The organism is Pseudomonas delhiensis, assembly GCF_900187975.1.
Classification (GTDB): Bacteria; Pseudomonadota; Gammaproteobacteria; order Pseudomonadales; family Pseudomonadaceae; genus Pseudomonas; species Pseudomonas delhiensis.
The window spans coordinates 189385-209336 of the sequence record NZ_FZPC01000007.1; the positions used below are offsets into that span (position 1 = coordinate 189385).

At 60.7% G+C, this 19952-nt stretch carries 14 protein-coding genes; 10 read left to right on the plus strand and 4 right to left on the minus strand.

Annotation, left to right across the window (positions count from 1 at the left end; genetic code table 11):
- Window positions 1-472 precede the first annotated feature (472 nt).
- Genes CHC02_RS08620 through CHC02_RS08630 form a run of 3 tightly spaced genes read left to right on the plus strand, consistent with a single transcriptional unit; the run spans window position 473 to window position 6919 of the window.
- On the plus strand, window positions 473-1513 hold the full coding sequence (locus CHC02_RS08620; RefSeq protein WP_089391068.1) for a restriction endonuclease-related protein: 1041 nt from the start codon (window positions 473-475) through the stop codon (window positions 1511-1513).
- Window positions 1497-4571 carry a DEAD/DEAH box helicase gene (locus tag CHC02_RS08625; RefSeq protein ID WP_089391069.1) on the plus strand — a complete coding sequence of 1025 codons (3075 nt, stop codon included), beginning with the start codon at window positions 1497-1499 and terminating at the stop codon, window positions 4569-4571. Before CHC02_RS08620 ends, CHC02_RS08625 begins: the two co-directional genes overlap by 17 nt.
- Entirely contained in the window at window positions 4568-6919 is a 2352-nt protein-coding gene (locus CHC02_RS08630; protein WP_089391070.1) for an RNaseH domain-containing protein, read from the plus strand. Before CHC02_RS08625 ends, CHC02_RS08630 begins: the two co-directional genes overlap by 4 nt.
- A 240-nt stretch (window positions 6920-7159) precedes the next feature.
- Here CHC02_RS08630 and CHC02_RS08635 read toward each other — a convergent pair whose 3' ends face one another.
- The 4 genes from CHC02_RS08635 to CHC02_RS08650 are packed head-to-tail and all read right to left on the minus strand — an operon-like array spanning window position 7160 to window position 13878.
- Window positions 7160-8341, minus strand: a complete 1182-nt coding sequence (locus CHC02_RS08635) for a Wadjet anti-phage system protein JetD domain-containing protein (RefSeq protein ID WP_089391071.1) — start codon at window positions 8339-8341, stop codon at window positions 7160-7162.
- Entirely contained in the window at window positions 8325-11630 is a 3306-nt protein-coding gene (locus CHC02_RS08640) for an ATP-binding protein (RefSeq protein WP_089391072.1), read from the minus strand. The genes CHC02_RS08635 and CHC02_RS08640 overlap by 17 nt, the downstream gene beginning before the upstream one ends.
- Window positions 11627-12376 carry a DUF4194 domain-containing protein gene (locus tag CHC02_RS08645; protein ID WP_176450313.1) on the minus strand — a complete coding sequence of 250 codons (750 nt, stop codon included), beginning with the start codon at window positions 12374-12376 and terminating at the stop codon, window positions 11627-11629. The genes CHC02_RS08640 and CHC02_RS08645 overlap by 4 nt, the downstream gene beginning before the upstream one ends.
- A gap of 2 nt (window positions 12377-12378) precedes the next feature.
- The gene (locus CHC02_RS08650; protein WP_089391073.1) at window positions 12379-13878 is read right to left on the minus strand and encodes a DUF3375 domain-containing protein; all 1500 of its coding nucleotides are present in this window, start codon (window positions 13876-13878) and stop codon (window positions 12379-12381) included.
- 379 nt (window positions 13879-14257) lie between these two features.
- Here CHC02_RS08650 and CHC02_RS08655 point away from each other — a divergent pair, with 379 nt between their 5' ends.
- The 7 genes from CHC02_RS08655 to CHC02_RS08685 all read left to right on the plus strand — a co-directional run bounded on the left by CHC02_RS08655 (window position 14258) and on the right by CHC02_RS08685 (window position 19664).
- On the plus strand, window positions 14258-14848 hold the full coding sequence (locus CHC02_RS08655; RefSeq protein ID WP_089391074.1) for an amino acid synthesis family protein: 591 nt from the start codon (window positions 14258-14260) through the stop codon (window positions 14846-14848).
- Window positions 14849-14874: 26 nt separating this feature from the next.
- Window positions 14875-15708 (plus strand): alpha/beta fold hydrolase, encoded by an 834-nt coding sequence (locus tag CHC02_RS08660; RefSeq protein ID WP_089391075.1) that lies wholly within the window; start codon window positions 14875-14877, stop codon window positions 15706-15708.
- A complete protein-coding gene (locus tag CHC02_RS08665; protein WP_089391076.1) occupies window positions 15705-17186 on the plus strand; it encodes an aldehyde dehydrogenase in 1482 nt (493 codons plus the stop codon). The genes CHC02_RS08660 and CHC02_RS08665 overlap by 4 nt, the downstream gene beginning before the upstream one ends.
- Before the next feature lie 10 nt (window positions 17187-17196).
- Complete coding sequence (locus CHC02_RS08670; protein ID WP_089391077.1) at window positions 17197-17682, plus strand: flavin reductase family protein; 486 nt, start codon at window positions 17197-17199, stop codon at window positions 17680-17682.
- A 228-nt stretch (window positions 17683-17910) separates the two neighbouring features.
- Entirely contained in the window at window positions 17911-18300 is a 390-nt protein-coding gene (locus CHC02_RS08675; protein WP_089391078.1) for a carboxymuconolactone decarboxylase family protein, read from the plus strand.
- 43 nt (window positions 18301-18343) lie between these two features.
- Window positions 18344-19096: a GntR family transcriptional regulator gene (locus tag CHC02_RS08680; RefSeq protein ID WP_089391079.1), complete on the plus strand. Its 753-nt coding sequence runs from the start codon at window positions 18344-18346 to the stop codon at window positions 19094-19096.
- A gap of 4 nt (window positions 19097-19100) precedes the next feature.
- Window positions 19101-19664, plus strand: a complete 564-nt coding sequence (locus CHC02_RS08685; RefSeq protein WP_089391080.1) for an NUDIX hydrolase — start codon at window positions 19101-19103, stop codon at window positions 19662-19664.
- Window positions 19665-19952: the final 288 nt, after the last annotated feature.

The window sequence follows — 19952 nt, forward strand, 5'->3', positions numbered from 1 at the left end:
ACCAGACAGGAGTAAATTGTGCTGCGATTCGCGTCTCGAATAGTAAACCATCGACCCTGTGGGGTCGTTGTACGCCGTCGGCTGAGCAGAGCCACAGCGTCGGCTTCTGGTGAAGCTCATCCAGCTCCTCGGTAGCAGGCAAGTACGTCAATGCAGCGGAGGGCGCCGCCGAAGGCGCACGATTAGCCAACACGCGGCCCTCACTACTGGCAGTTTGCCCACCCCACTGGCATGCTCGCAACAGGCTAGCAGCGAGCGATGTCATGCCAGGGAGTCCGTCATGGAGTGCAAACGTTGGATTTGAAAGGGCGGCGCAAGTCCAGAGCACGTCGTAGAGTCATCTGGCAGGCGCGGAGGTTTTCGGCTTTTTTCCAATCGCCCATGGAGACTGGCCCCCAATAAAGCCTTCTGGCAGGACGCTTAAGTAAGGCCAAGCCCTCCTCTCAATAGACAACGACAGAGGCTGAGTGAAATGGACAACACCCAATACGCCCAACGTTTGCTAAGCCTGCTCGCGCAAGGCGCCACCTTATGCGCCACCGACAGAAAAAAGGCATTCCCGCTTCTGCAACGGGCATCGGCTCTGCTGTGGAGGCTTGAGCCTGAGCGCTCTCCGGTGACGACAATGACACTGGAGCGCAAACTGAGCTTGCCGATAGAGCAATGGCTCCCGGAGGCTATACGGGCGGACTATTCCGGTCCCCTGCTCTGCTCCAACATGGCTTCGCAAACCTGTAACGAAATGATGCTGGAGCTCAACGCTCGGCAGCTTTGGGAAACCATCCAGGCTCGCGTAAACCGAGTCAAGCAAGCGTGCCGGCTGCGATCCGATGGTGACACGTTCTATCGCAACTTTCGCCTGTTCCTCATTGAGCACGGCGTCATCACCCCCTCCCAGGCCCGCGACGCATTCGTCCCACTGAACCTCTCTCTCAGTGACTTCTACGAACCCATCCCGCTTCACCTGCGGCATAACGGGTTGCTGTACCTGTGCCCGGAATGCCACTGGCCCCTGAACACCCAACGGCATGAGGTGAGCTGCGACTCTGCCTGGTGCCGGGACAAGAAAAGCCTCTTTCTCAGAGACGGTACGAGGCTCGTGAACCGCGTGAATAACAGCCACCTTGAGGGCCAGGAAGCCCAGGAAAGGCTCATGCTGAATCCAGCCTTATGGAAATTCACGCTGCAGCCGGGATTGCTGGAACTGTCCCTGGCACACGCCCTGACCGAGAGAGGTTACGAAGTAGAACTTTGGCCTAACGTTGATCGAACAGACCTTCGTATCCGTATAGGCCAAAGCACTCAGGATATCGACGCAAAGGTGTGGGTATCAGCCCATGAACTCGCCAAACACATCGAACAGATCCCGTCCCACTTGCCTCGCTGGATCGTGATCCCCGACTACCAGAAGCAGAACATATCTCTACTCCGAGAGCACTGTCCTTTGGGTGTGCGCGTGTTCACCCAGAGCCAATGCGTGCAGGAGGTGCAGAAGCATGCGTCCCCTTTCTGATATCGCGACCACACTGTTCCTAGCTATCGCCGTGCGCTACGTCACCGACGAACCTACGCTGGCCGATGCTGCGGCAATCATTGCAGGCAGGACACGCAAGTGGAGCACCTGGGGCTCCCTGGCGGAGGCGCAGCAAACGCTAATCGCCCAGAGTTTGCGGCTCAGACCTTCCTTGTTGGCTCAGCCAAAACGCTTCATGTCGAGCGCCGAGGGCATCCTGAAGGGCAAGTTGAGCTCTTTTGAGCTGGTGGACAGCTCCAAGCTGAGCAGTGAACTCCATGAGCAGGATCGGTATCGCCTGTCGCCCCATCTGGATATTGACCAGGTCATCAGGGAAAACTTCGAGGCGCTCAAGAATGGTCGTACGGCGCCGGCTCATGGACAGCTACCCAATGAGGGAGACGTCGTACTCAAGCACATCACTGGAGATCGCGTCAGGGTCTTCGCCATTCCAGAAAACGAACGTCATGTCCTGAACGCGCTCGACCAACACGTCCTCATTCCACCATCAACGGCGTTACCCGAGATCAGCTGGGAGCACGCCAGGCTGATGAAGCTTGCGAAACAAATGGATGCCTCTCCTGACCTGCATAGCCAGCACGCAGCGTCATTGGTGAACATCTGGGGCGATGAACCCGTTCGCAAAGCCGACTCGGGGAGTTTTTACAGAGTCAATGCGCCGACAGGTTCCGGCAAGAGCGTCGCGATGGTAATGATGGCCATCGACGCGGCCGAGCGTGGGCACAGGATTGTTATCGCAGTCCCTACGCTAGTCGAGGTCGAGAACACCGTACGCACCATCAAGCAATCGGCGGCGGCAGTAGGCAAAGAACTGAAGATCGCACCGCTGCATTCCGCATCTCGAATATACGAGCGTGCAGAGATGCAGTTCGAGCAGGGCAAGACCGATCACCCCTACGATTATGCCTGCCTGCTCGACGCTTACTCAGCCGACTTGATGGCTGTGGAACCAGGCAACGAGCCATGCTTCAACATACGCATATCGGCATGTGGGGATGATGGAGAGGAGTCGTCGAAGCGCCTCAAACATTGTCCCTTCCTCTTCAGGTGCGGCCAAACCCGGATGCTGTCACAGGCGATGGAGGCTGACATCGTGGTGATCAACCACCACGCCCTGTTGTCTGGAACAACCCGCATCCCGCTGTCAGACGTGGAGCAATTTCCAGGCCCACGAAGCTTGGTTGAAATCCTTTTGCGAACGACACCTGTATTTCTGGTGGACGAAATCGATGGTCTCCTGAAGTCGGCTATCGACAGCAGCGTGATCGAGCTGAGGCTGGGCAACGTAGGTGATAGCAGCCCTTTGCTGCGCCTGTTCAACCACGTTGTTGGAAAGTCCCACATCCCCGGAATCGATCGAAGCAGCCTTTACCGGGTCAACTGGGCATTGATGTACTGCACGCTGAGCGTCAGCCAGCTCATGAACCTTCAGCAAGAATGCTATTTCGAATGGCCAATCAAGGAGACCACCTGGTCGGACGCTGATGACACCTTCATCACACAGGCTCTTGGCATTACCCGAGAAACACTTGAGCACCTGTTCAACAACGATATCAATCAGCTTCCACACCACCTGCAATCATTGAGTCGCAACCTTGCCAATTGGCGTTCTAACGATGGGGAACACAGGCTCGAAACGCTGGCCATCACCCTGGGAAACCTGATCGCTGACTTATCCGAGAGCGGCAGGCTGCCTGAGCGCTTGAAGGAGCATGATCGGATACGCCTGAAAGCATCTCTGATCTTGCGCGGTACCCTGCTGGTCATCGAGACCCACCTGCGAAATCTGCAGGTCGAGCTACCTGCCTTCGTCAATGCAGAGATCCCTTATGCGTACGAGGTCAGGCGGAGCATCGCCGGCCCAGAACCGCTGAGCCCAAGTCCCAACGGGCCACTGCAAAGAGCTGTCTTTGGATTCAAACGCAAAGACAGTAGCGAGCAAGACTCGACGCTACACGTCGTCGCCATGCGGGGCGACCCTCACAGTACCCTGCTCTCCCTCCCTGACATCAGTGCGTTGGGCTATGCCGGAGTGAAGAGGCTGTTCATCGGTTTCTCCGCAACAGCCTATTTTCCCGGCGCCAGTGCATTCGATCTGAAAGCCCAGGACTTCATTGATGTGCCGGACGCCAAGGGCCAGGTGACGTTCGAGAACATCAATCAAACCACGGCGATCTCTGGGGGACCATTTGCCCAACGCAAATTCCTGGTTACCAAGCTCGCCAAGGAACTCTGGCCATGGCTAAAGACTCGGCTGGAAAAGCTTGCAAACGATCCCGCGACCCGGGACAGGGCCCGCCTGCTGCTGGTCACCAACAGCGATACGGACGCTGAAACACTGGCCATGACCTTGGCGAAAATGCCAGACGGCCCGGGCGAGTCCGTCGGATGGGTACGTGGTCGCCAAAGTGAATATAAGCCCTCCTCACTGGAGGCCCGACAAACGCTCATCTATGACGACCTTGCCGAATTCACCAACGGCAAGCACAAGCATAAGACGCTGCTGGTCAGCGCACTTGGGCCTATGGCCAGAGGACACAATATCGTCAACGCAGACGGACTCTCCGCTATCGGTGGGATTGTGATCTGTGTTCGTCCCCTACCTGCATCCGACAGCCCCAACAACAACCTGGCCCACATCTGCTACGAAACCGGGAATACAGTGCTGCCACGCCCCAGTCCGGGCGAAGTCATGATGCAGGAGCGCAAGCTCTCCAATGCGCTGCTGCAGACGATCCGTACTGCACGCCCGGCGTTTAGCCAGCAACCCGCCAACATCCGTCATTACACCATCATGAACATTCTGGTGGGCCTGACCCAACTCATTGGGCGAGGTCGCCGAGGGGGCACCCCCGTCACGTGCTACTTCGCAGATGCAGCGTTCCTCAAAGGTCTGAAACCCTGGCCAGAGATGCTCAATGAAAGTGTCAACCGGCTCAAGGAAGACGGCGACTGGGAACAGTTCGAGCGTCACCATGCAGGCATCGCATCGGCGGTTCAGCAATACATTCTTCGATCAAGAAAGGAGTTCGTATGAAAACGCTTGAGCTGCGCACCAGCCTTTTCAGATTCGACCCGACACAACTGGGGCGTGCCTACCGAGTCGTGATTGGAGAGCATTACCTCGATGCTTGGCAAGCGCTCATAGGGCTGGCAAAGAAGCCGCACCCAGGCTTGCCTATCATCGCTTTAGAAGAAATGCTGACCGTCCTCTCTGGTGGTCCTGTGAAGGTCAATCTTTCCCCGCAAAAGGACGGTGGCGTATCAGCGATTCTTCTACTCAAACCTCTTCCGATCGACACCATCAACGAGACGTTACGGCTATGGTCGATGGATGTATTGAGGATCTGGAACGAGCGACTCGAAGGCTTTGAGGGCAAGCTCGCTGTCACCGACCTCGTACCCCTTGAGACCAGCCTCCTCGTGACACCAGGTGATATTTCATCACTGGCATACACCGTCATTCCGTGGCTAGTTGGCCAGGCGATGATCCGCAACCCCATGCAGGCCAGCAAACCAATCACGCTTTATCAGGCATCGGACGCAACGCTTTTGGCATGGGACGATCCCGTTGTTTCGGAGAACGATATCCGCTACGCCAGCGCCGTACATGCCATTGAGCCCAAGTTGGTTTTGTTGCGCAAACGAGCCGAGCCTTACCTTCAATTACGTGTGAAGCTGAGCCAGGTCATGCCAAATCTTGTTGGGACGAAAAAGCATGCCTGGGTAAAAGTTGGCGATCAAATCGTGAAGGCTAAGCTCAAAACCCGTCCACATGAAGGTGGATGGAAAACCACGTACGAACATCCGATCGAAGATTTACTGGGATTTATGGGCGTTTCGTCTTTTCCATCTATTCAGGAGGGTGACATCCCCATCGACAGCGACTTCAGGCCCATCTATGCCATCCCTCCGTCCAATCCGCTGATAGCATCAGGCCCCGGGCCATTGTTCCTGGACCAGGCCGGCTTTCACCTGCTGGACAACTTACCCGGGACATCACCGTTGTTGGCCAGAAAGGCCGTAGGTAGTTTGCGAGAGGAAAAAACACAGACCACTGGCGAGGTGGTCACGTTGCCGGTGATGGTGCTTGCAGCCCACTCTGAGGTAATGCTTCGGCTTCATGCAGCCAGTGGAACACTCGGTGAGGACAGTCAGTTCTTCAAGGAGGTGATGCCCCCACTGGTAACACTGACTCGGCTGGATGTGCCTGATGCAGAGCGCATGCTCGCGGGACAACACGACCTGCTAGTCCTCAGGGCATGGCTATCTAATCATGTATTGCCCGCAGCTTCGCAAGCCCACAGCGGTGGGCCCAAGGTGATGATCGTCGAAACCTGCACTTCTGCAGCGAAATTGGAAGGCGCCCAAGACCCCAAGCATCTGATCCGGCAAGTTCTGGCAGAGCACGGCATTGCGACGCAATTCATCATGCACATCGATCCCGATGAGCAACTGAAGAAAAAGCGCAAGGGCAGAGAGGATGATCGCGACTTCAAGGCCACCAACACCATTATCGAGGCTATCCGCCTGAGCGGCTACCTTCCCGCTCCGATACCGAAATCCAAAGCCTCGCTGGAGAAGACCACTGTAGTTTCCGTCCTGCTTGATCGCATCCAGGAAAAAGGCCCGGCAGTGTTTCTTCCAGTCATCACCCGCACGGTGTTGGGGGAGCGCAGCACCGAAATTTTCTGGTTCGAGTCAGGCCCGAACTCCGGGGGCAAGTGGTTCAGTTATAACGAAGGCGTCTCGGCCATACATGCATTCGCCACGCTGCTTACATCTGACCAGCTCACCAGGCTGGTGACTCAAGCCCTACTGGTACCCACCAAAGTTGCTGACGCCCCACTGATCGCATGCCTCGACAGTGGCCTTCGTACATTCTACAAGGGGCTCCAGGACAGTCCAGGCGAGGGCCTTCCCCCGGTACCTGAAGGCGCCGCCATCGTACGAATTCGCGCAGACCTGGACGTTGCCCAAATGAGCGGGAATCAGTCGCTGTCACCTGATACCCCCCACTACATAGGCACCAAAGTCGGCATATTCCAGTCTAATGAGAGCTTGGACGTCTATTACTTCGTCGCTCCGTCCAAACAGTACGGCTCCGTCCGGTCGCAACGCAACAAAACCCGCTATGAGGTCTCCGAGAGAGACTTGCGAGATCCGTGGCAGCAGCTCGGTGTCACGGAAATCACGATTATACGTGCCGGATCGTTCGCTCACCCGACAGCTACTGCCGAGCAAGTTGCACTGCTCTGCCGCAACGCTCCGCTGTGGGCCGGGTATCTTCGCTTGCCCGGCCCTATGCACTTGGGCAAGCAGATCGCCGCAGATCATCCCATTCTAGAGCGGTTGCGCAAGGCTGAGGCTAACCGCCCGGATTGAGAGGTGCTGCTGTACACGTTTGTTGCAGTGTTCCCAGCATTGGCATCGGGGGTAAGGAGATATCCGATGCCAATGCCGGCTACCAACACTTCATTAACGTCTTGCTCTGTCCGCTAGATGTGACGGGGAATTTTTCAGCCACTCGGTGGAATTGCGAGGTCTCTTGTAGGAGCGTTGCATGCAACATGCCCACGCGCTCGTCAAGTTACTGCACCTCGCCGTCATCTATCAGTCATGCAGTCAAGCCATTCGCTCAGGATGGGCCGGCGCTACCGACTCTCCACACCATTTGCTAATGGCCAGTTCGACCAACCTGCGTGGCAGATACTCCTGCTCAAGGCGCCCCCGCTCCTGTGCAAGGAGATACCGATAGAAATCAGCCTCGTCAGTCGTCAATCCTTGGGGAGCCAATTCCTGAGCTTTAGCTGGCTCGGCGACCGCGCTTCCCAATGAGTGCTGGTCAAATAGTTCCCGCTCCATTAGCAGTGCTTCGATTGCAGGTTGATGGAGTCTCGCTCGCGCCAGCATCAGCAAGCCCCAGGTATCCATGTCCCCCCAGTAAGCGATCTGTTTCCTGGCCAGATGCGCAGACGCCAACCACTGCAAATCGAGTCCTGCGCCCAGAACAGCGAGGGTGTCCGGCAGCGTTTCGGGCAGCAAGTGAACACATTGCTCATTTTCCACCACGAGCAATCGCAAACCGGGAAGCGGGGTTTCGGCCAGTTCCGAAGTAGTGAGCCTGAGCCGCTTGAAGGGCAGCAGTCCCGGCTGCAGAGGAACAACTAAAACCCAATGACTGCTTTCTTCAAATGCATCTAGAAAGGTAGCCAAGCCTTGCTCGGACGCCGCGCCTTCGAAGCGCTCATCAAGGAGCTTCGTCAGCAGGGTAGCGTTGCGCTCGAAAAACTTGGTGTCCACCCCGTGCTCTGCAAGCAGGCGCAGTGGACGGCCTTGAGCACAGCCTGGAGACAACCGGGTGGCAAGTTGCGCTGTAGCGACGACTTCTTCAGAGGGCTTCGTCAGCCACAAGCTCCGTTGCGCCACCAACAGAGCATGAAAGGAACTATCCACCTGTTCGACCAGATACTCGAGTTGAGCGTATTCCTGGCTAACCGCTGGATCGTCGATTGCGGCAACCCATTCGGAAGGGCTGTGCAAGTGCCAGCGGATTGGCAGGGAAATCGGGGCTAGCCCCGCTCGATAGCTGACCGACTCCCAGTCGACCTTGCCCACTTTCACACCCCGCCAGTTCTCCACATGCCGGAGCACCGCCTGGATGTTATCAGTGAAGAGTCGTGCCGAAGGCTTGCCGATGTTGAAGCTTTGCGGCCAGCTACCAGGATTGAGCAAGCGCTCCAAGCGAACACTAGAGCGCTGCCATTGCCTGGCCAAGCTGCGACCGATTTCAGTGGGCGACTTCATTCACGGCCTTGATGCGCTGCTGATGATGTTCATCCAAAGCTTCCCAGCTCAGGGAAACCAGACTGGATTCCAAGCCACGCCGATGAACGACGACGGCCGAGCGCGTATGGTGGCGCAACAGGCGCATTTCCTTGTTGGGCGTAATGAAGACAGCGTGCAGGCCGAACTCCCTCAGCGCCGCGATGATCCGACCGGCAACTGCATGGGAACTGCGCGAGAATGCCTCGTCGAGAACGATGGTGCCGAACAACGGCCGGCTGCTGCCGTCGGGACAGAGCGCATAGCTGAGTGATGCGGTCAGCACATAGGAGGCGATGATCTCCTTCTCGCCACCACTACCGCCCTGAGAACCTGTTCGGGTCTCGATGACATTCTTGCTTTCTCGATCGATCACCGATACTGCGAACTCCAGGCGGAAGCGCGGATCCAGAAGTGCCTTGGCTCCCTGGTTCCTGCTGTGTTCGCAGGCGTCCTTGAGCAGCCCAACGAGCTCCTGCAATGCCTTGTAGTGGCTCTCTCCTTCATCATCGATGAAGCGTGCCGAATTCAATTGGCGCTGCGCACGTTGCAACGTGCGCAGGCTCTCATGGATGACTTTGCCTGCAACCAAGCGCAGGTAGCGACCGGGCTGAAAGTCGACACGCTGCATCGTACTGTTCAGGTCATCCAGGCGCTCCTCGATCATCGAGACTTCATGGTCGATGTAGCTGAGCAACTGGGTGACGCCGTCATCCGAGGAGCGATTGAGGTATTCCAGGAAGCGCTTGAGTTTCTCGGGCAGGGCTTCCTCGGTCAGCACCCGCAGGCGCTCCAGATACTTGGGCACGTCCACCAGTTCTCGCCCGACCTCTGACAGCGCTCCGGTGTCTACCTTCAGGGCATCGGACATACGCTTGGCAAGCTCTGATTTCTGATCGCCCAGTTTCTCGCCGAGCGCTTTGAGCTGCTGTTGAAGCTCACGCGTATGCTTGCGCTCCAGCTCGACAATTTCGCCGAGGTCATCCGCGGTCAGGGTCGGGAAATGCGCCTGCGCCAGTTCACGCTGCGTATCGCTCAGCCCCTTCTCGGCACCGTTATAGGCCTTACGGGTAGCGGATGCGGCCTGGTCAAACTGAGTTTTCAACTGAACGCACTGCTCGATCAGTTGACGGAGCTGTTGATCCAGAGACTCCTGCATGGCCTCGGCTTCATCCAGCTCGGCCTTGATCATGGCAAGGTCAGAATCGGGGCGGGTAAGGGTGTCCAGATGAGAACGCAACGACTCCAGCTGACTCTCAGCGCCCGGCAGATCAATATCCTCGAACTGCAGTTCTTCGACGCGTTTCAGCAACGAAGCTTGAGTTTCCAACTGACGGACATCGTCCTGGGCAGCATCCAAGGCCAGCTTGGCAGGCGCGAGCTGTTCATTGACCTCGCGAATCTGCTCAGCCAAGAAGGCCAGACGGTCGCGGTTATCGAAGCCGGTAAGCCAGTCCTCATCGAGGCGCTTCTGATCCTGCTTGTCGAAGAAGCGTTCTTTACCCGACATCAGCCCCTGGGCCGTCATGGCGTGAGGGGTATGACGCAATTGCTCCGTGCTTTCGACGCAGTGGCGGTCATTGTCCGCCAGTAGTGCCTTTACAGCCTCTCGGTACGGATGCTCCTTGAAGGTCAGCTTGCGGGTAAAACCATCATCAAAGAACACCGGTCGCGAAGACGGCTCCTTTACCTCCAACAGGCGCACATGCAAGCGGTTGTGCCGCTGGTTCACCCAACGCAATGCGGCCTGGGACGCCCCCTGCGGCACCAGAATGCGCAGTCGATGGCTGCCAATGGCCCGCTCGATAGCCCCTCGCCAAGCCTGTTCCTCGGGCTTGACCTGAACCAGCTCTGCTACAAAGGGGAGAGCCAACTCATCGAGCCCAAGCTCCTGCGCCAGATCGCTCCGAAAAGCATGAAATTGCCCGGGCAGGTTCGAGCCTGGCCGTCTCTCAACCTCAGCACGCTCCTGCCGCAAAGTCTGTAAGCGACCATTCAGCTCCTGCTGGACGAGACCTGCGTTAAACGCCTTTTGACGCGCGCCGGTAATTTGCTGTGTCAGTATTTCCAAGCGTGCCGCAATCTGCTGCTGATTCTCCTTGAGAGCAGCGGCCGATAGCTCATCCGATAATCCAAGCCCCATGGCCAAGCGTTGGTATTGCCCGGCTTTCAGGCTGCGCCGATCGCACTCCCTGGCCCAATCAGCGATACGCTCGCGTAATTGATCTATTCCAGCGCCACCTACTCTCAGGTAGCGCTGACGATGCTGATCAACCACTCCCTTCTGGACCTCAAGCCGACTCTTGCATTGTTCTTGATCCAGTTCAGCCTGTTTGTGTTCCTTCTCGAGCCTCCTGGTCTCAGCCAACCACAGGCGATACCCCTGCTCGGCGAACCAGACCGGGAGGATGACTTCGAGCGCCTGTTTATCCTGCAACTGTTCTTGCAAGACCTGGTAACGCTCCCAGCCATCAGCCACCGGTTGCAACGAGCGCTGTTGCTTTCTAGCGATTTCCAACTCTCGGTGGATGTCAGTTAGATCATCGAAGCTGCTGGCGACCTCGGCAGCTCGCTCGAAAGCGGAGCGGTCATCCAGCACCAACTCTCGAAAGATCTCATCAATACTATTGAGCTGCTTCAGACCGGCAGCGCGGTTGAGCAGCGTGAATGCGTTTTCACCGACCTCGAAGTAATCCCTCAGCCTGGCCAGGAAGGCTTTCTTGCTGGGGTAAGGCCAGATGCCCGTGCCGTCCTTCTCCATCTGACGCAGAGCCCGCATGCCTCCTGCGCGATGCTGGTTGAGCCAATGCTCCAAAGTCTGCTCGGGCGATTCGCTTAACAGCCAGAGTTTTTTCAGATCCGACGCCGAGGAACTTGTGCCCTCGAACCAGAGCACGACTCCCAGTCGTACCTGCGCACCGTCACGCTCGAGCGTGGCTGCAATTGCGGTTACCGTCTTACCCTGGCGAGCGATATGAGACTGCTCTACACCTCCATCTCCGGGGCCAGTTACTCCCCGCACATAGGACACCAGGTCCCGGTCACTTTCATGCCCTCCCGTGGATGCCAGGTTGTAGCGCGGATTGGCGCACAACAAGGTCATCAGTGCGTCCACCAGCGTCGTTTTGCCGCTGCCCGTCGGACCGATCACGGCGGTGCCGGAGGGATCGATCCCGGCACGGTGATACCCCTGAAAACCACCCCAGTTATAGAGCTCGATGCTGGTGAGAATGAAGGTCTCGCTGTCACGCCAGAGAGGTGCCTGCTTCATGCCATATCCTCCCCGTCATCGGCAGCCGACGTAGTTGCACCCTCTACCTGATCTCGCAGCCATGCCACCAGTGCCTGCAGGTTCTCCGGGTTGGCCAAGTGGGTAATGATGGGGCGGATGATGACGCGATCATGTGCGTCCAAAGCCGATACCAGACCATGCCCCTTGAGCTGATCCAGCAGCGTGATGATGCGATTGCGTTCCTTCGCCTCACTGCCCAGCTCGCCCAGGTAAACCTGCAATTGCGGAACCAACTCATCAACCGCCACTAGCGCTTGATTGGCCCCCGTACCACTTTCCTGTTCGTACGCAATGAAATGCTGTCGCAGAATGGCAATCAGCAGAGACTGCTCCAGATTCAGCCTTTGCCTGCGTACAAGAGGGTGCGACCAGTCATCCTGCTCGGCCACCTCACCCTGGCGAACGGTGACGAACACCAGTCCACGAACCTCGTCGACCCCCATGGCAAGGTCCAACGGCTCCAGGATTCTGTCTACCGCTTCGATATCGGAGAGCGCTGAGCGATACAGGTTGGGCTTGTGGCTCTCTTCCAGCAGCCCATACTTGAGCATCTCCTGTACGGCCTCGCGTACCCGTTGCGGCGTCCGTCGCTCATCGACGACTACAGCGGCACTCATGACAGGTTGTTCATCATCCATGCCGTCATCCAACGCCATGGACTCCACCGTCAGCTCCGCTTCGTCTGCGCCAGAGGCGCCTGCTATTCGATCGAAGATCCCTGCCATGCTCACAACTCCCAATCGATGTCCTTGAGTGCTTCGTGGTCGAGTCCGGCATAAGGCAGGTTGAAGCGCCAGCGTTGCTCATCCTCATCAACCAGATCCACGATCTGACGCTCCTCTGCCAGCACTTCAATACCTGCCTCGCGCGCCATGGCCAACCAGAGCGCAAAGGTTTCCAGGTCGTGAGTCGGTGGAAGCAAAGAGGCAAGCTCCCCGAGACTCACAGGTCGCCCCTGCTCCACCAGCACGGCCAGGGTGTCATGAATCAGCGCTTCACGATCCAACCCGTCGAAAGCATCCCAGAAGTCGTCATCAATCTGCTCCAACCCCACGGGCTTCAAACTCAGATCCAGCTCGCCCGTGTCATCGTCATCCAGGGTTTTGAAGCGCAGGCGTTCGATTGCCGGGACTCCGGTAATGGCTACGCCAACCGGTGGCAAACAGACAGGCTTACGGCGTTCTGCCTGGCGTCGCCAGTCGACGCTGAGCGCTAGATTGAAGAAGTCGTTGAGTAACTGTCCGACGCGATGATGCTCGGCGGCCAGGCCCGTCTTCATGAAGCCGCGTACATCGCGCTCGCTTCGGGCGCGGGCCTGGAGCACAGCCTGCGACTCACGAACCAGGCGCAACGCCAACCAACGCAGCTCCCGTTGCTGGGAACGATTCAATGCCTTTGGAACCGCAGGATGACGAAGGATGGTGCGCAAGCGCTCACGCATGGCTTCCAGCTCAGCGGACTGCCTCAGTTGCTGCTGGAAGCTCTCGAAGACACGCCCTTCCGGTGTGTTGAGTAGAGCATCTTGACCGTCCAGCAACCGATCGACGATTTCTCCACGGTGAGACTGCTCGCTGATGATGGATTGCCGAAGGGCACGATCAGCCTCGCGCCAGGAGTCTTCAACCCGTCGAAAGTCTGCGCGCAGGCTGGTGGCCAGGTTGAATACCTCGCGTATGCCCTCTATCGCCTGAGCTTCGTCCAGTACGACGACGTGGCCTGCCTCTACCTGCGCCAGCTCGTGTTCCAAATCCTGGATTCGACGGCGCAGACTGGCAATGCGGCCAGTTGGGCTGGGGTTCAGACCCGTTTCCAGGTTTTCGATCTCGCGCTGGACCACCGAAAGGCGCGATGCCGTGGAGGTCATGATCCGACTATCCAGCGAGTCCACAAACTGGATGGCGGACTCCAACGCATCGGTTGCGTAGATGCGGCCCTCTCGCTCTACGACGAGGCGCCGCTTGATCCATTCACGAAGTTCACGCCCTGCCTGGAGATGCGTTGCATCCGGGTCGATCTCGTAAAGCTCCTGGCTGGCATAAGCAGCCAGAATCTCGGACAGCGCTTGTAGCGCATCCTCCATGGGAATCCCATCGTGCGCCCGCTCGAACAGAGTCCGCAGGCAACCCAATACAAGCGGAGCACGGCGTGAGGCGAGCAAAAGCCAAGCCGGGTGCTGGCTACGGGCGGATACGTAGCGTTCTGAACGCTGTTGCGCGCTTTCTTCCATGACGGCCACATTGACAAGGTTGTCCGAACACGAGCTTACCGGAATAACTCACAGCCTCATGATACGTATTTGGCTTGGCAGATGGACCCATTTCATAGCCGGCAGGGGCTACATCATTCCCAGTAGAGCTGAGTGAAAGACCAGGTCAGCAGAGGATTAGCGATTTACTCCGGGTTCGCGCGCTGACATTCGCGCCATCACGCTGCCCCCGTCATCCCGCTTGCCGGTTCGACTCCCGCTCCGGCATCCCTTCTTTTCGACGCCTCCTCCGCAACCATCCGTCGCCAGACCCCACCGCCTCCACCACCCAGCCTCTTGCACTTCCAATATTATGGTATACCATCAGACCAAATCGCACAGAGACACCCAAGGAGTGCCCATGAGCTTCGAAATCCGCAAGATCGTCAGCTACGTCGAGGAAACCTTCATCGAGGGCGGCAAGGCTGCCGAGAAGCCGGTGACCATGGCCGGGCTGGCCGTGGTGATCAGGAACCCCTGGCTGGGCCGTGGCTTCGTCGAGGACCTCAAGCCGGAGATCCGCGCCAACTGCTCCGACCTGGGTGCGCTGATGGTCGAGCGCCTGACCGCGCTGATCGGTGGCGCCGGCAGGATCGAAGCCTACGGCAAGGCCGCCGTGGTCGGCGCCGATGGCGAGATCGAGCATGCCTCGGCGGTGATCCACACCCTGCGCTTCGGCAACCACTACCGCAAGGCGGTGGACGCCAAGAGCTACCTGAGCTTCACCAACAAGCGCGGCGGCCCGGGCACCTCGATCCAGATCCCGATGATGCACAAGGACGACGAGGGCCTGCGTTCGCACTACATCACCCTGGAGATGCAGATCGAGGACGCGCCGCGCGCCGACGAGATCGTCGTGGTCCTGGGCGCCGCCGACGGTGGCCGCCTGCACCCGCGCATCGGCAACCGCTACATCGACCTGGAAGAGCTGGCCGCCGAGCAGGCCCAGTGATTCCGCGGCCAGTGCAGGAGCGTTCCATGATTCGGCTCACCGCTGAACACACACCGGCCGGCACCAGCTACCTGGCGACCGGCCAGGGCCAACCCGTGGTACTGATCCACGGCGTCGGCCTGAACAAGGAAATGTGGGGCGGGCAGATCGTCGGCCTGGCCCCGCATTACCGGGTCATCGCCTACGACATGCTCGGCCACGGCGCCAGCCCGCGCCCCGAACCGGGCACCGGGCTGGTCGGCTACGCCGCGCAGCTGCGCGAGCTGCTCGACCACCTGCAGATCCCCCAGGCCACGGTCATCGGCTTCTCCATGGGTGGCCTGGTGGCGCGCGCCTTCGCCCTGCACCATCCGCAGCAGCTGCAGGGCCTGGTGATCCTCAACAGTGTGTTCAACCGCAGCGCCGAACAGCGCGCCGGCGTCATCGAGCGCACCCGCCAGGCCGCCGAGCACGGCCCCGACGCCAATGCCGAGGCCGCGCTGTCGCGCTGGTTCAGCCGCGAGTACCAGGCGGCCAACCCGGCGCAGATCGCCGCCATCCGCCAGACTCTGGCGAGCAACGACCCGCAGGGCTACCTGACCACCTACGAGCTGTTCGCCACCCAGGACATGTACCGCACCGAGGACCTGGGCAGCATCCTCGTGCCGACCCTGGTCGCCACCGGCGAGCTGGACCCCGGCTCGACCCCGGAGATGGCCCGGCAGCTGGCCGCGCGCATTCCCGGCGCGCAGGTGGCCATACTCGATGAACAACGCCACATGATGCCGGTGGAGTCGCCGCGCCTGGTCAACCAGGTGCTGCTGGACTTCCTGCACCAGGCCCTGAGCCTGCCGAACCAGACCGAGGGGATAGTCGCATGACACTCGCCCGCTTCCAGATGTGCATCGACGGCCAATGGCTCGATGCGCTTTCCGGCAAGACCTTCGAAAGCCTCGACCCGTCCAGCGCGCAGCCCTGGGCGCTGCTGCCCGATGCCGCCGAGGAAGACGTCGAGCGCGCCGTGCAGGCCGCGCAGAAGGCCTTCGAGAATCCCGCCTGGCGCAAACTCAGCGCCACCGCCCGCGGCAAGCTGCTGCGCCGCCTGGGCGACCTGATCGCCGAGAACAGGGAGCACCTGGCCCAGCTGGAGAGCCGCGACAACGGCAAGCTGATCCGCGAGACCCGCGGCCAGGTCGGCTACCTGCCGGAGTTCTTCCATTACACCGCGGGCCTGGCCGACAAGCTCGAAGGCGGCACCCTGCCGATCGACAAGCCGGACATGTTCGCCTACACCGTGCACGAGCCGCTGGGCGTGGTGGCCGGGATCATCCCCTGGAACAGCCCGCTGTACCTCACCGCGATCAAGCTGGCCCCGGCCCTGGCCGCCGGCAACACCATCGTGCTCAAGCCCTCGGAACACGCCTCGGCGACCATCCTCGAGCTGGCCCGCCTGGCCCTGGAGGCCGGCTTCCCGGCCGGCGTGGTCAACGTGGTCACCGGCTTCGGCCCGAGCACCGGCGCGGCCCTGACGCGCCACCCGCTGGTGCGCAAGATCGCCTTCACCGGCGGCGCCGCCACCGCCCGCCACGTGGTGCGCAGCAGCGCGGAGAACTTCGCCAAGCTGTCGCTGGAACTGGGCGGCAAGTCGCCGAACATCATCTTCGCCGACGCCGACCTGGACAGCGCCATCAACGGCGTGGTGGCCGGCATCTACGCCGCCACCGGGCAGAGCTGCGTGGCCGGCTCGCGGCTGCTGGTGCAGCGCGAGATCTACGACGAGTTCGTCGCCCGCCTGATCGAGCGCGCCAGGCGCATCCGCATCGGCAACCCACAGGAAGACGCCAGCGAGATGGGCCCCATGGCCACCGCGCAGCAACTGGCGGTGGTCGAGGGCCTGGTGGCCGCGGCCAAGGCCGAGGGCGCGCGCCTGCTGATGGGCGGCAAGCGCCCCGAGGGCCAGGGCGAGGGCTGGTACTACGAGCCGACGCTGTTCGCCTGCGACAGCCACTCCATGCGCATCATGCAGGAGGAAGTGTTCGGCCCGGTGGCCTCGGTCATCCCCTTCGACGACGAGGCCGAGGCGCTGGCCCTGGCCAACGACTCGCAGTACGGCCTGGCCGCCGGCATCTGGACCCGCGACCTGGGCCGCGCCCACCGCCTGGCGCGCGACGTGCGCTCGGGGATCATCTGGGTCAACACCTACCGCGCGGTCTCGGCCATGGCGCCGATCGGCGGCTTCCACCAGAGCGGCTACGGCCGCGAGAGCGGCATCGACTCGGTGCTGGCCTACACCGAACTGAAGACGGTGTGGATCAACCTCTCGCAGGCGCCCATGCCCGACCCCTTCGTGATGCGCTGAGGTACAGACCATGATCGAACCCGGAATCTACAAGGAAGTCATGGGCTCCTTCCCCTCGGGGGTGACCGTGGTCACCACCCTGGACGCCGCGGGCGGCATCGTCGGCATCACCGCCAGCGCCTTCAGCGCGCTGTCGATCGACCCGGCGCTGGTGCTGTTCTGCCCCAACTACGCCTCGGACACCTACCCGATCCTGCGCGACAGCAAGCAGTTCGCCATCCACCTGCTGTGCGCCGACCAGCAGGCCGAGGCCTATGCCTTCGCCGGCAAGGGCAAGGACAAGGCCAAGGGCATCGACTGGTACCTGAGCGAGCGGGGCAACCCGCTGCTGCGCAAGGCCACGGCGATCATCGAGTGCGAGCTGTGGCGCGAGTACGACGGCGGCGACCACGCCATCATCGTCGGCGCGGTGAAGAACCTGATCCTGCCCGAGCAGGCGGTGACGCCCATGGTCTACCACCGCGGCAAGCTCGGCGCCCTGCCGCAGCTGGCCTGATCGTCACGCCCCGTGGGAGCGAGCCTGCTCGCAGAGCGGCGTTGCGCAAAGCGTTCGCGAGCAAGCTCGCTCCTACAGGTACCGGAGAAACACTGACGCAGGGTGGCGTTGAGCGAAGCGATACCCATCACCACGGCCGCATGGGTTTCGCAAGCTCGACCCCTCCTGCGAGAAGCCCCTCGGAGCAGCCGGCAGACAGTTGCTCCTACATGAAAGCAGGAGCATGCGATGAGCAACGAGAAATACGACAAGGGCCTGGCCATCCGCACCCAGGTGCTGGGCGAGGCCTACGTGAACAGGTCGCTGGCCGCCGCCGACGAGTTCAGCAAGCCGCTGCAGGAACTGGTCACCGAGTACTGCTGGGGCCACGTCTGGGGCCGCGAGGGTTTGTCGCTGAAAGAACGCAGCATGATAAACTTGGCGATGATTTCGGCCCTCAACCGGCCGCACGAACTGAAGCTGCACATCCGCGGCGCCCTGCGCAACGGGCTCAGCCGCGAGCAGATCCGCGAAATCCTGCTCCAGGTCGGCATCTACTGCGGCGTCCCGGCGGCGGTCGACAGCTTCCGCCTGGCCCGCGAGGCCTTCGCCGAGGCCGATGCCGAGACCCAGGGCTAGGCCGCTTCACCCCCTACGGACAGCCATAACCAGAGCGGACCACATGAAACGCTTGCCCCTCGACGATAGCTTCAAGGTCAACCGCAACCCCGTGACCCTGCGCGAGATTGTGCTGGACAAGCTGCGCGGCGCCATCCTCAACTTCCAGTTGCTGCCGGGCGACCGCCTGGTGGAGCGCGACCTCTGCGACCGCCTCGGCGTCAGCCGCACCTCGGTGCGCGAGGCCCTGCGCCACCTGGAGTCCGAGGGGCTGGTGGAGTTCGCCGACGCCAAGGGCCCGCGGGTGGCCATCATCACCCTGGAAGACGCCTGCGACATCTACGAGCTGCGCTGCGTGCTCGAGGGCATGATCGTCCAGCTGTTCACCCTGAACGCCAAGGCCAAGGACATCCGCGCCCTGGAGCGCGCCCTCGAGGAGAACCGCAAGGCCCTGGAGGAAGGCGACCTGCAGCAGGTGCTGGATTCGGTGCAGGGCTTCTACGACGTGCTGCTGGAAGGCTCGGGCAACCGCATCGCCGCCACCCAGCTGCGCCAGCTGCAGGCGCGCATCAGCTACCTGCGCGCCACCTCGGTGTCCCAGGCCAACCGCCGCGGGGCGAGCAACCAGGAGATGGAGAAGATAGTCGCGGCGATCAAGAGCGGCGACCCGGCGGCCGCGCACCAGGCCTCGGTGGACCACGTGCGCGCCGCGGCCAAGGTGGCGCTGGACTACCTGAAGTCCAAGCAGGAAGAGGGTGGCAAGGTCCGCGAGATCGCCACCCCCATCGTTCTCAAAGAGCCGCGCATAGGACGCTGACGCCATGCCCGCCCCGCGCTTCTGCCCGCAGTGCGGCGGCGACCGGATGGAGCGCCGCCAGCCGCCGGGGGACACCCACGAGCGCCTGCTGTGCGGCGCCTGCGGCTACATCCATTACGAGAACCCCAAGGTCATCGCCGGCTGCATCATCGAGCGCGACGGCCAGTACCTGCTGTGCCAGCGCGCCATCCCGCCGCGCCCCGGCACCTGGACGCTGCCGGCCGGCTTCATGGAAAGCGGCGAGACCACCGAGCAGGCGGCCCTGCGCGAGGTCTGGGAAGAGAGCGGCGTGCGCGCCGAGATCCTCTCGCCCTACTCCATCTTCAGCGTGCCGAAGATCAGCGAGGTGTACATCATCTTCCGCGCCCAGGCGCTGGAGATCACCGACGCCTACGGGCCGGAGACCCTGGACCGGCGCTTCTTCGCGCCTGAAGACATTCCCTGGGAGCAGATCTACTACCCGGCGATCCGGCAGATTCTCGAGCGCTACATAGAAGAGCGCCAGGCGGGGGTGTACGGCATCTACATGGGCAACGACGACAGCGGGAAGATTCACTTCATTCGCTGAGCTTCCTCTTTTGTAGGAGCGAGCTTGCTCGCGAACGGAGTTTCCCGGCAGCACTGGTGTTTGAGGGTGATCTCGTCCCCTCTCCCCAGCCCTCGGCTGCGCGCCCCGCCCTGAAGGGAGAGGGGGCAGTCTGTGCCTGCTGGAAGTAAGGATTCAACCGGCAAGCGAGGTGTCCGGCTGACACCGGATTTTCCGTTTCTGCCCAACGGTCCCCTCTCCCTTCAGGGAGAGGGTTAGGGAGAGGGAGCGGAGCCAACCGCAAACACCATAGTTACCGGGTGGCACCGT

Bases quoted from the DNA above. Each gene is read 5' to 3' on its own strand.
- CHC02_RS08680 (WP_089391079.1), top strand. From the start codon at position 18,344: ATGAAACGCTTGCCCCTCGACGATAGCTTCAAGGTCAACCGCAACCCC.
- CHC02_RS08645 (WP_176450313.1), bottom strand. From the start codon at position 12,376: ATGGCAGGGATCTTCGATCGAATAGCAGGCGCCTCTGGCGCAGACGAA.
- CHC02_RS08660 (WP_089391075.1), top strand. From the start codon at position 14,875: ATGATTCGGCTCACCGCTGAACACACACCGGCCGGCACCAGCTACCTG.
- CHC02_RS08665 (WP_089391076.1), top strand. From the start codon at position 15,705: ATGACACTCGCCCGCTTCCAGATGTGCATCGACGGCCAATGGCTCGAT.
- CHC02_RS08655 (WP_089391074.1), top strand. From the start codon at position 14,258: ATGAGCTTCGAAATCCGCAAGATCGTCAGCTACGTCGAGGAAACCTTC.
- CHC02_RS08620 (WP_089391068.1), top strand. From the start codon at position 473: ATGGACAACACCCAATACGCCCAACGTTTGCTAAGCCTGCTCGCGCAA.
- CHC02_RS08635 (WP_089391071.1), bottom strand. From the start codon at position 8,341: ATGAAGTCGCCCACTGAAATCGGTCGCAGCTTGGCCAGGCAATGGCAG.
- CHC02_RS08650 (WP_089391073.1), bottom strand. From the start codon at position 13,878: ATGGAAGAAAGCGCGCAACAGCGTTCAGAACGCTACGTATCCGCCCGT.
- CHC02_RS08640 (WP_089391072.1), bottom strand. From the start codon at position 11,630: ATGAAGCAGGCACCTCTCTGGCGTGACAGCGAGACCTTCATTCTCACC.
- CHC02_RS08630 (WP_089391070.1), top strand. From the start codon at position 4,568: ATGAAAACGCTTGAGCTGCGCACCAGCCTTTTCAGATTCGACCCGACA.
- CHC02_RS08675 (WP_089391078.1), top strand. From the start codon at position 17,911: ATGAGCAACGAGAAATACGACAAGGGCCTGGCCATCCGCACCCAGGTG.
- CHC02_RS08625 (WP_089391069.1), top strand. From the start codon at position 1,497: ATGCGTCCCCTTTCTGATATCGCGACCACACTGTTCCTAGCTATCGCC.
- CHC02_RS08685 (WP_089391080.1), top strand. From the start codon at position 19,101: ATGCCCGCCCCGCGCTTCTGCCCGCAGTGCGGCGGCGACCGGATGGAG.
- CHC02_RS08670 (WP_089391077.1), top strand. From the start codon at position 17,197: ATGATCGAACCCGGAATCTACAAGGAAGTCATGGGCTCCTTCCCCTCG.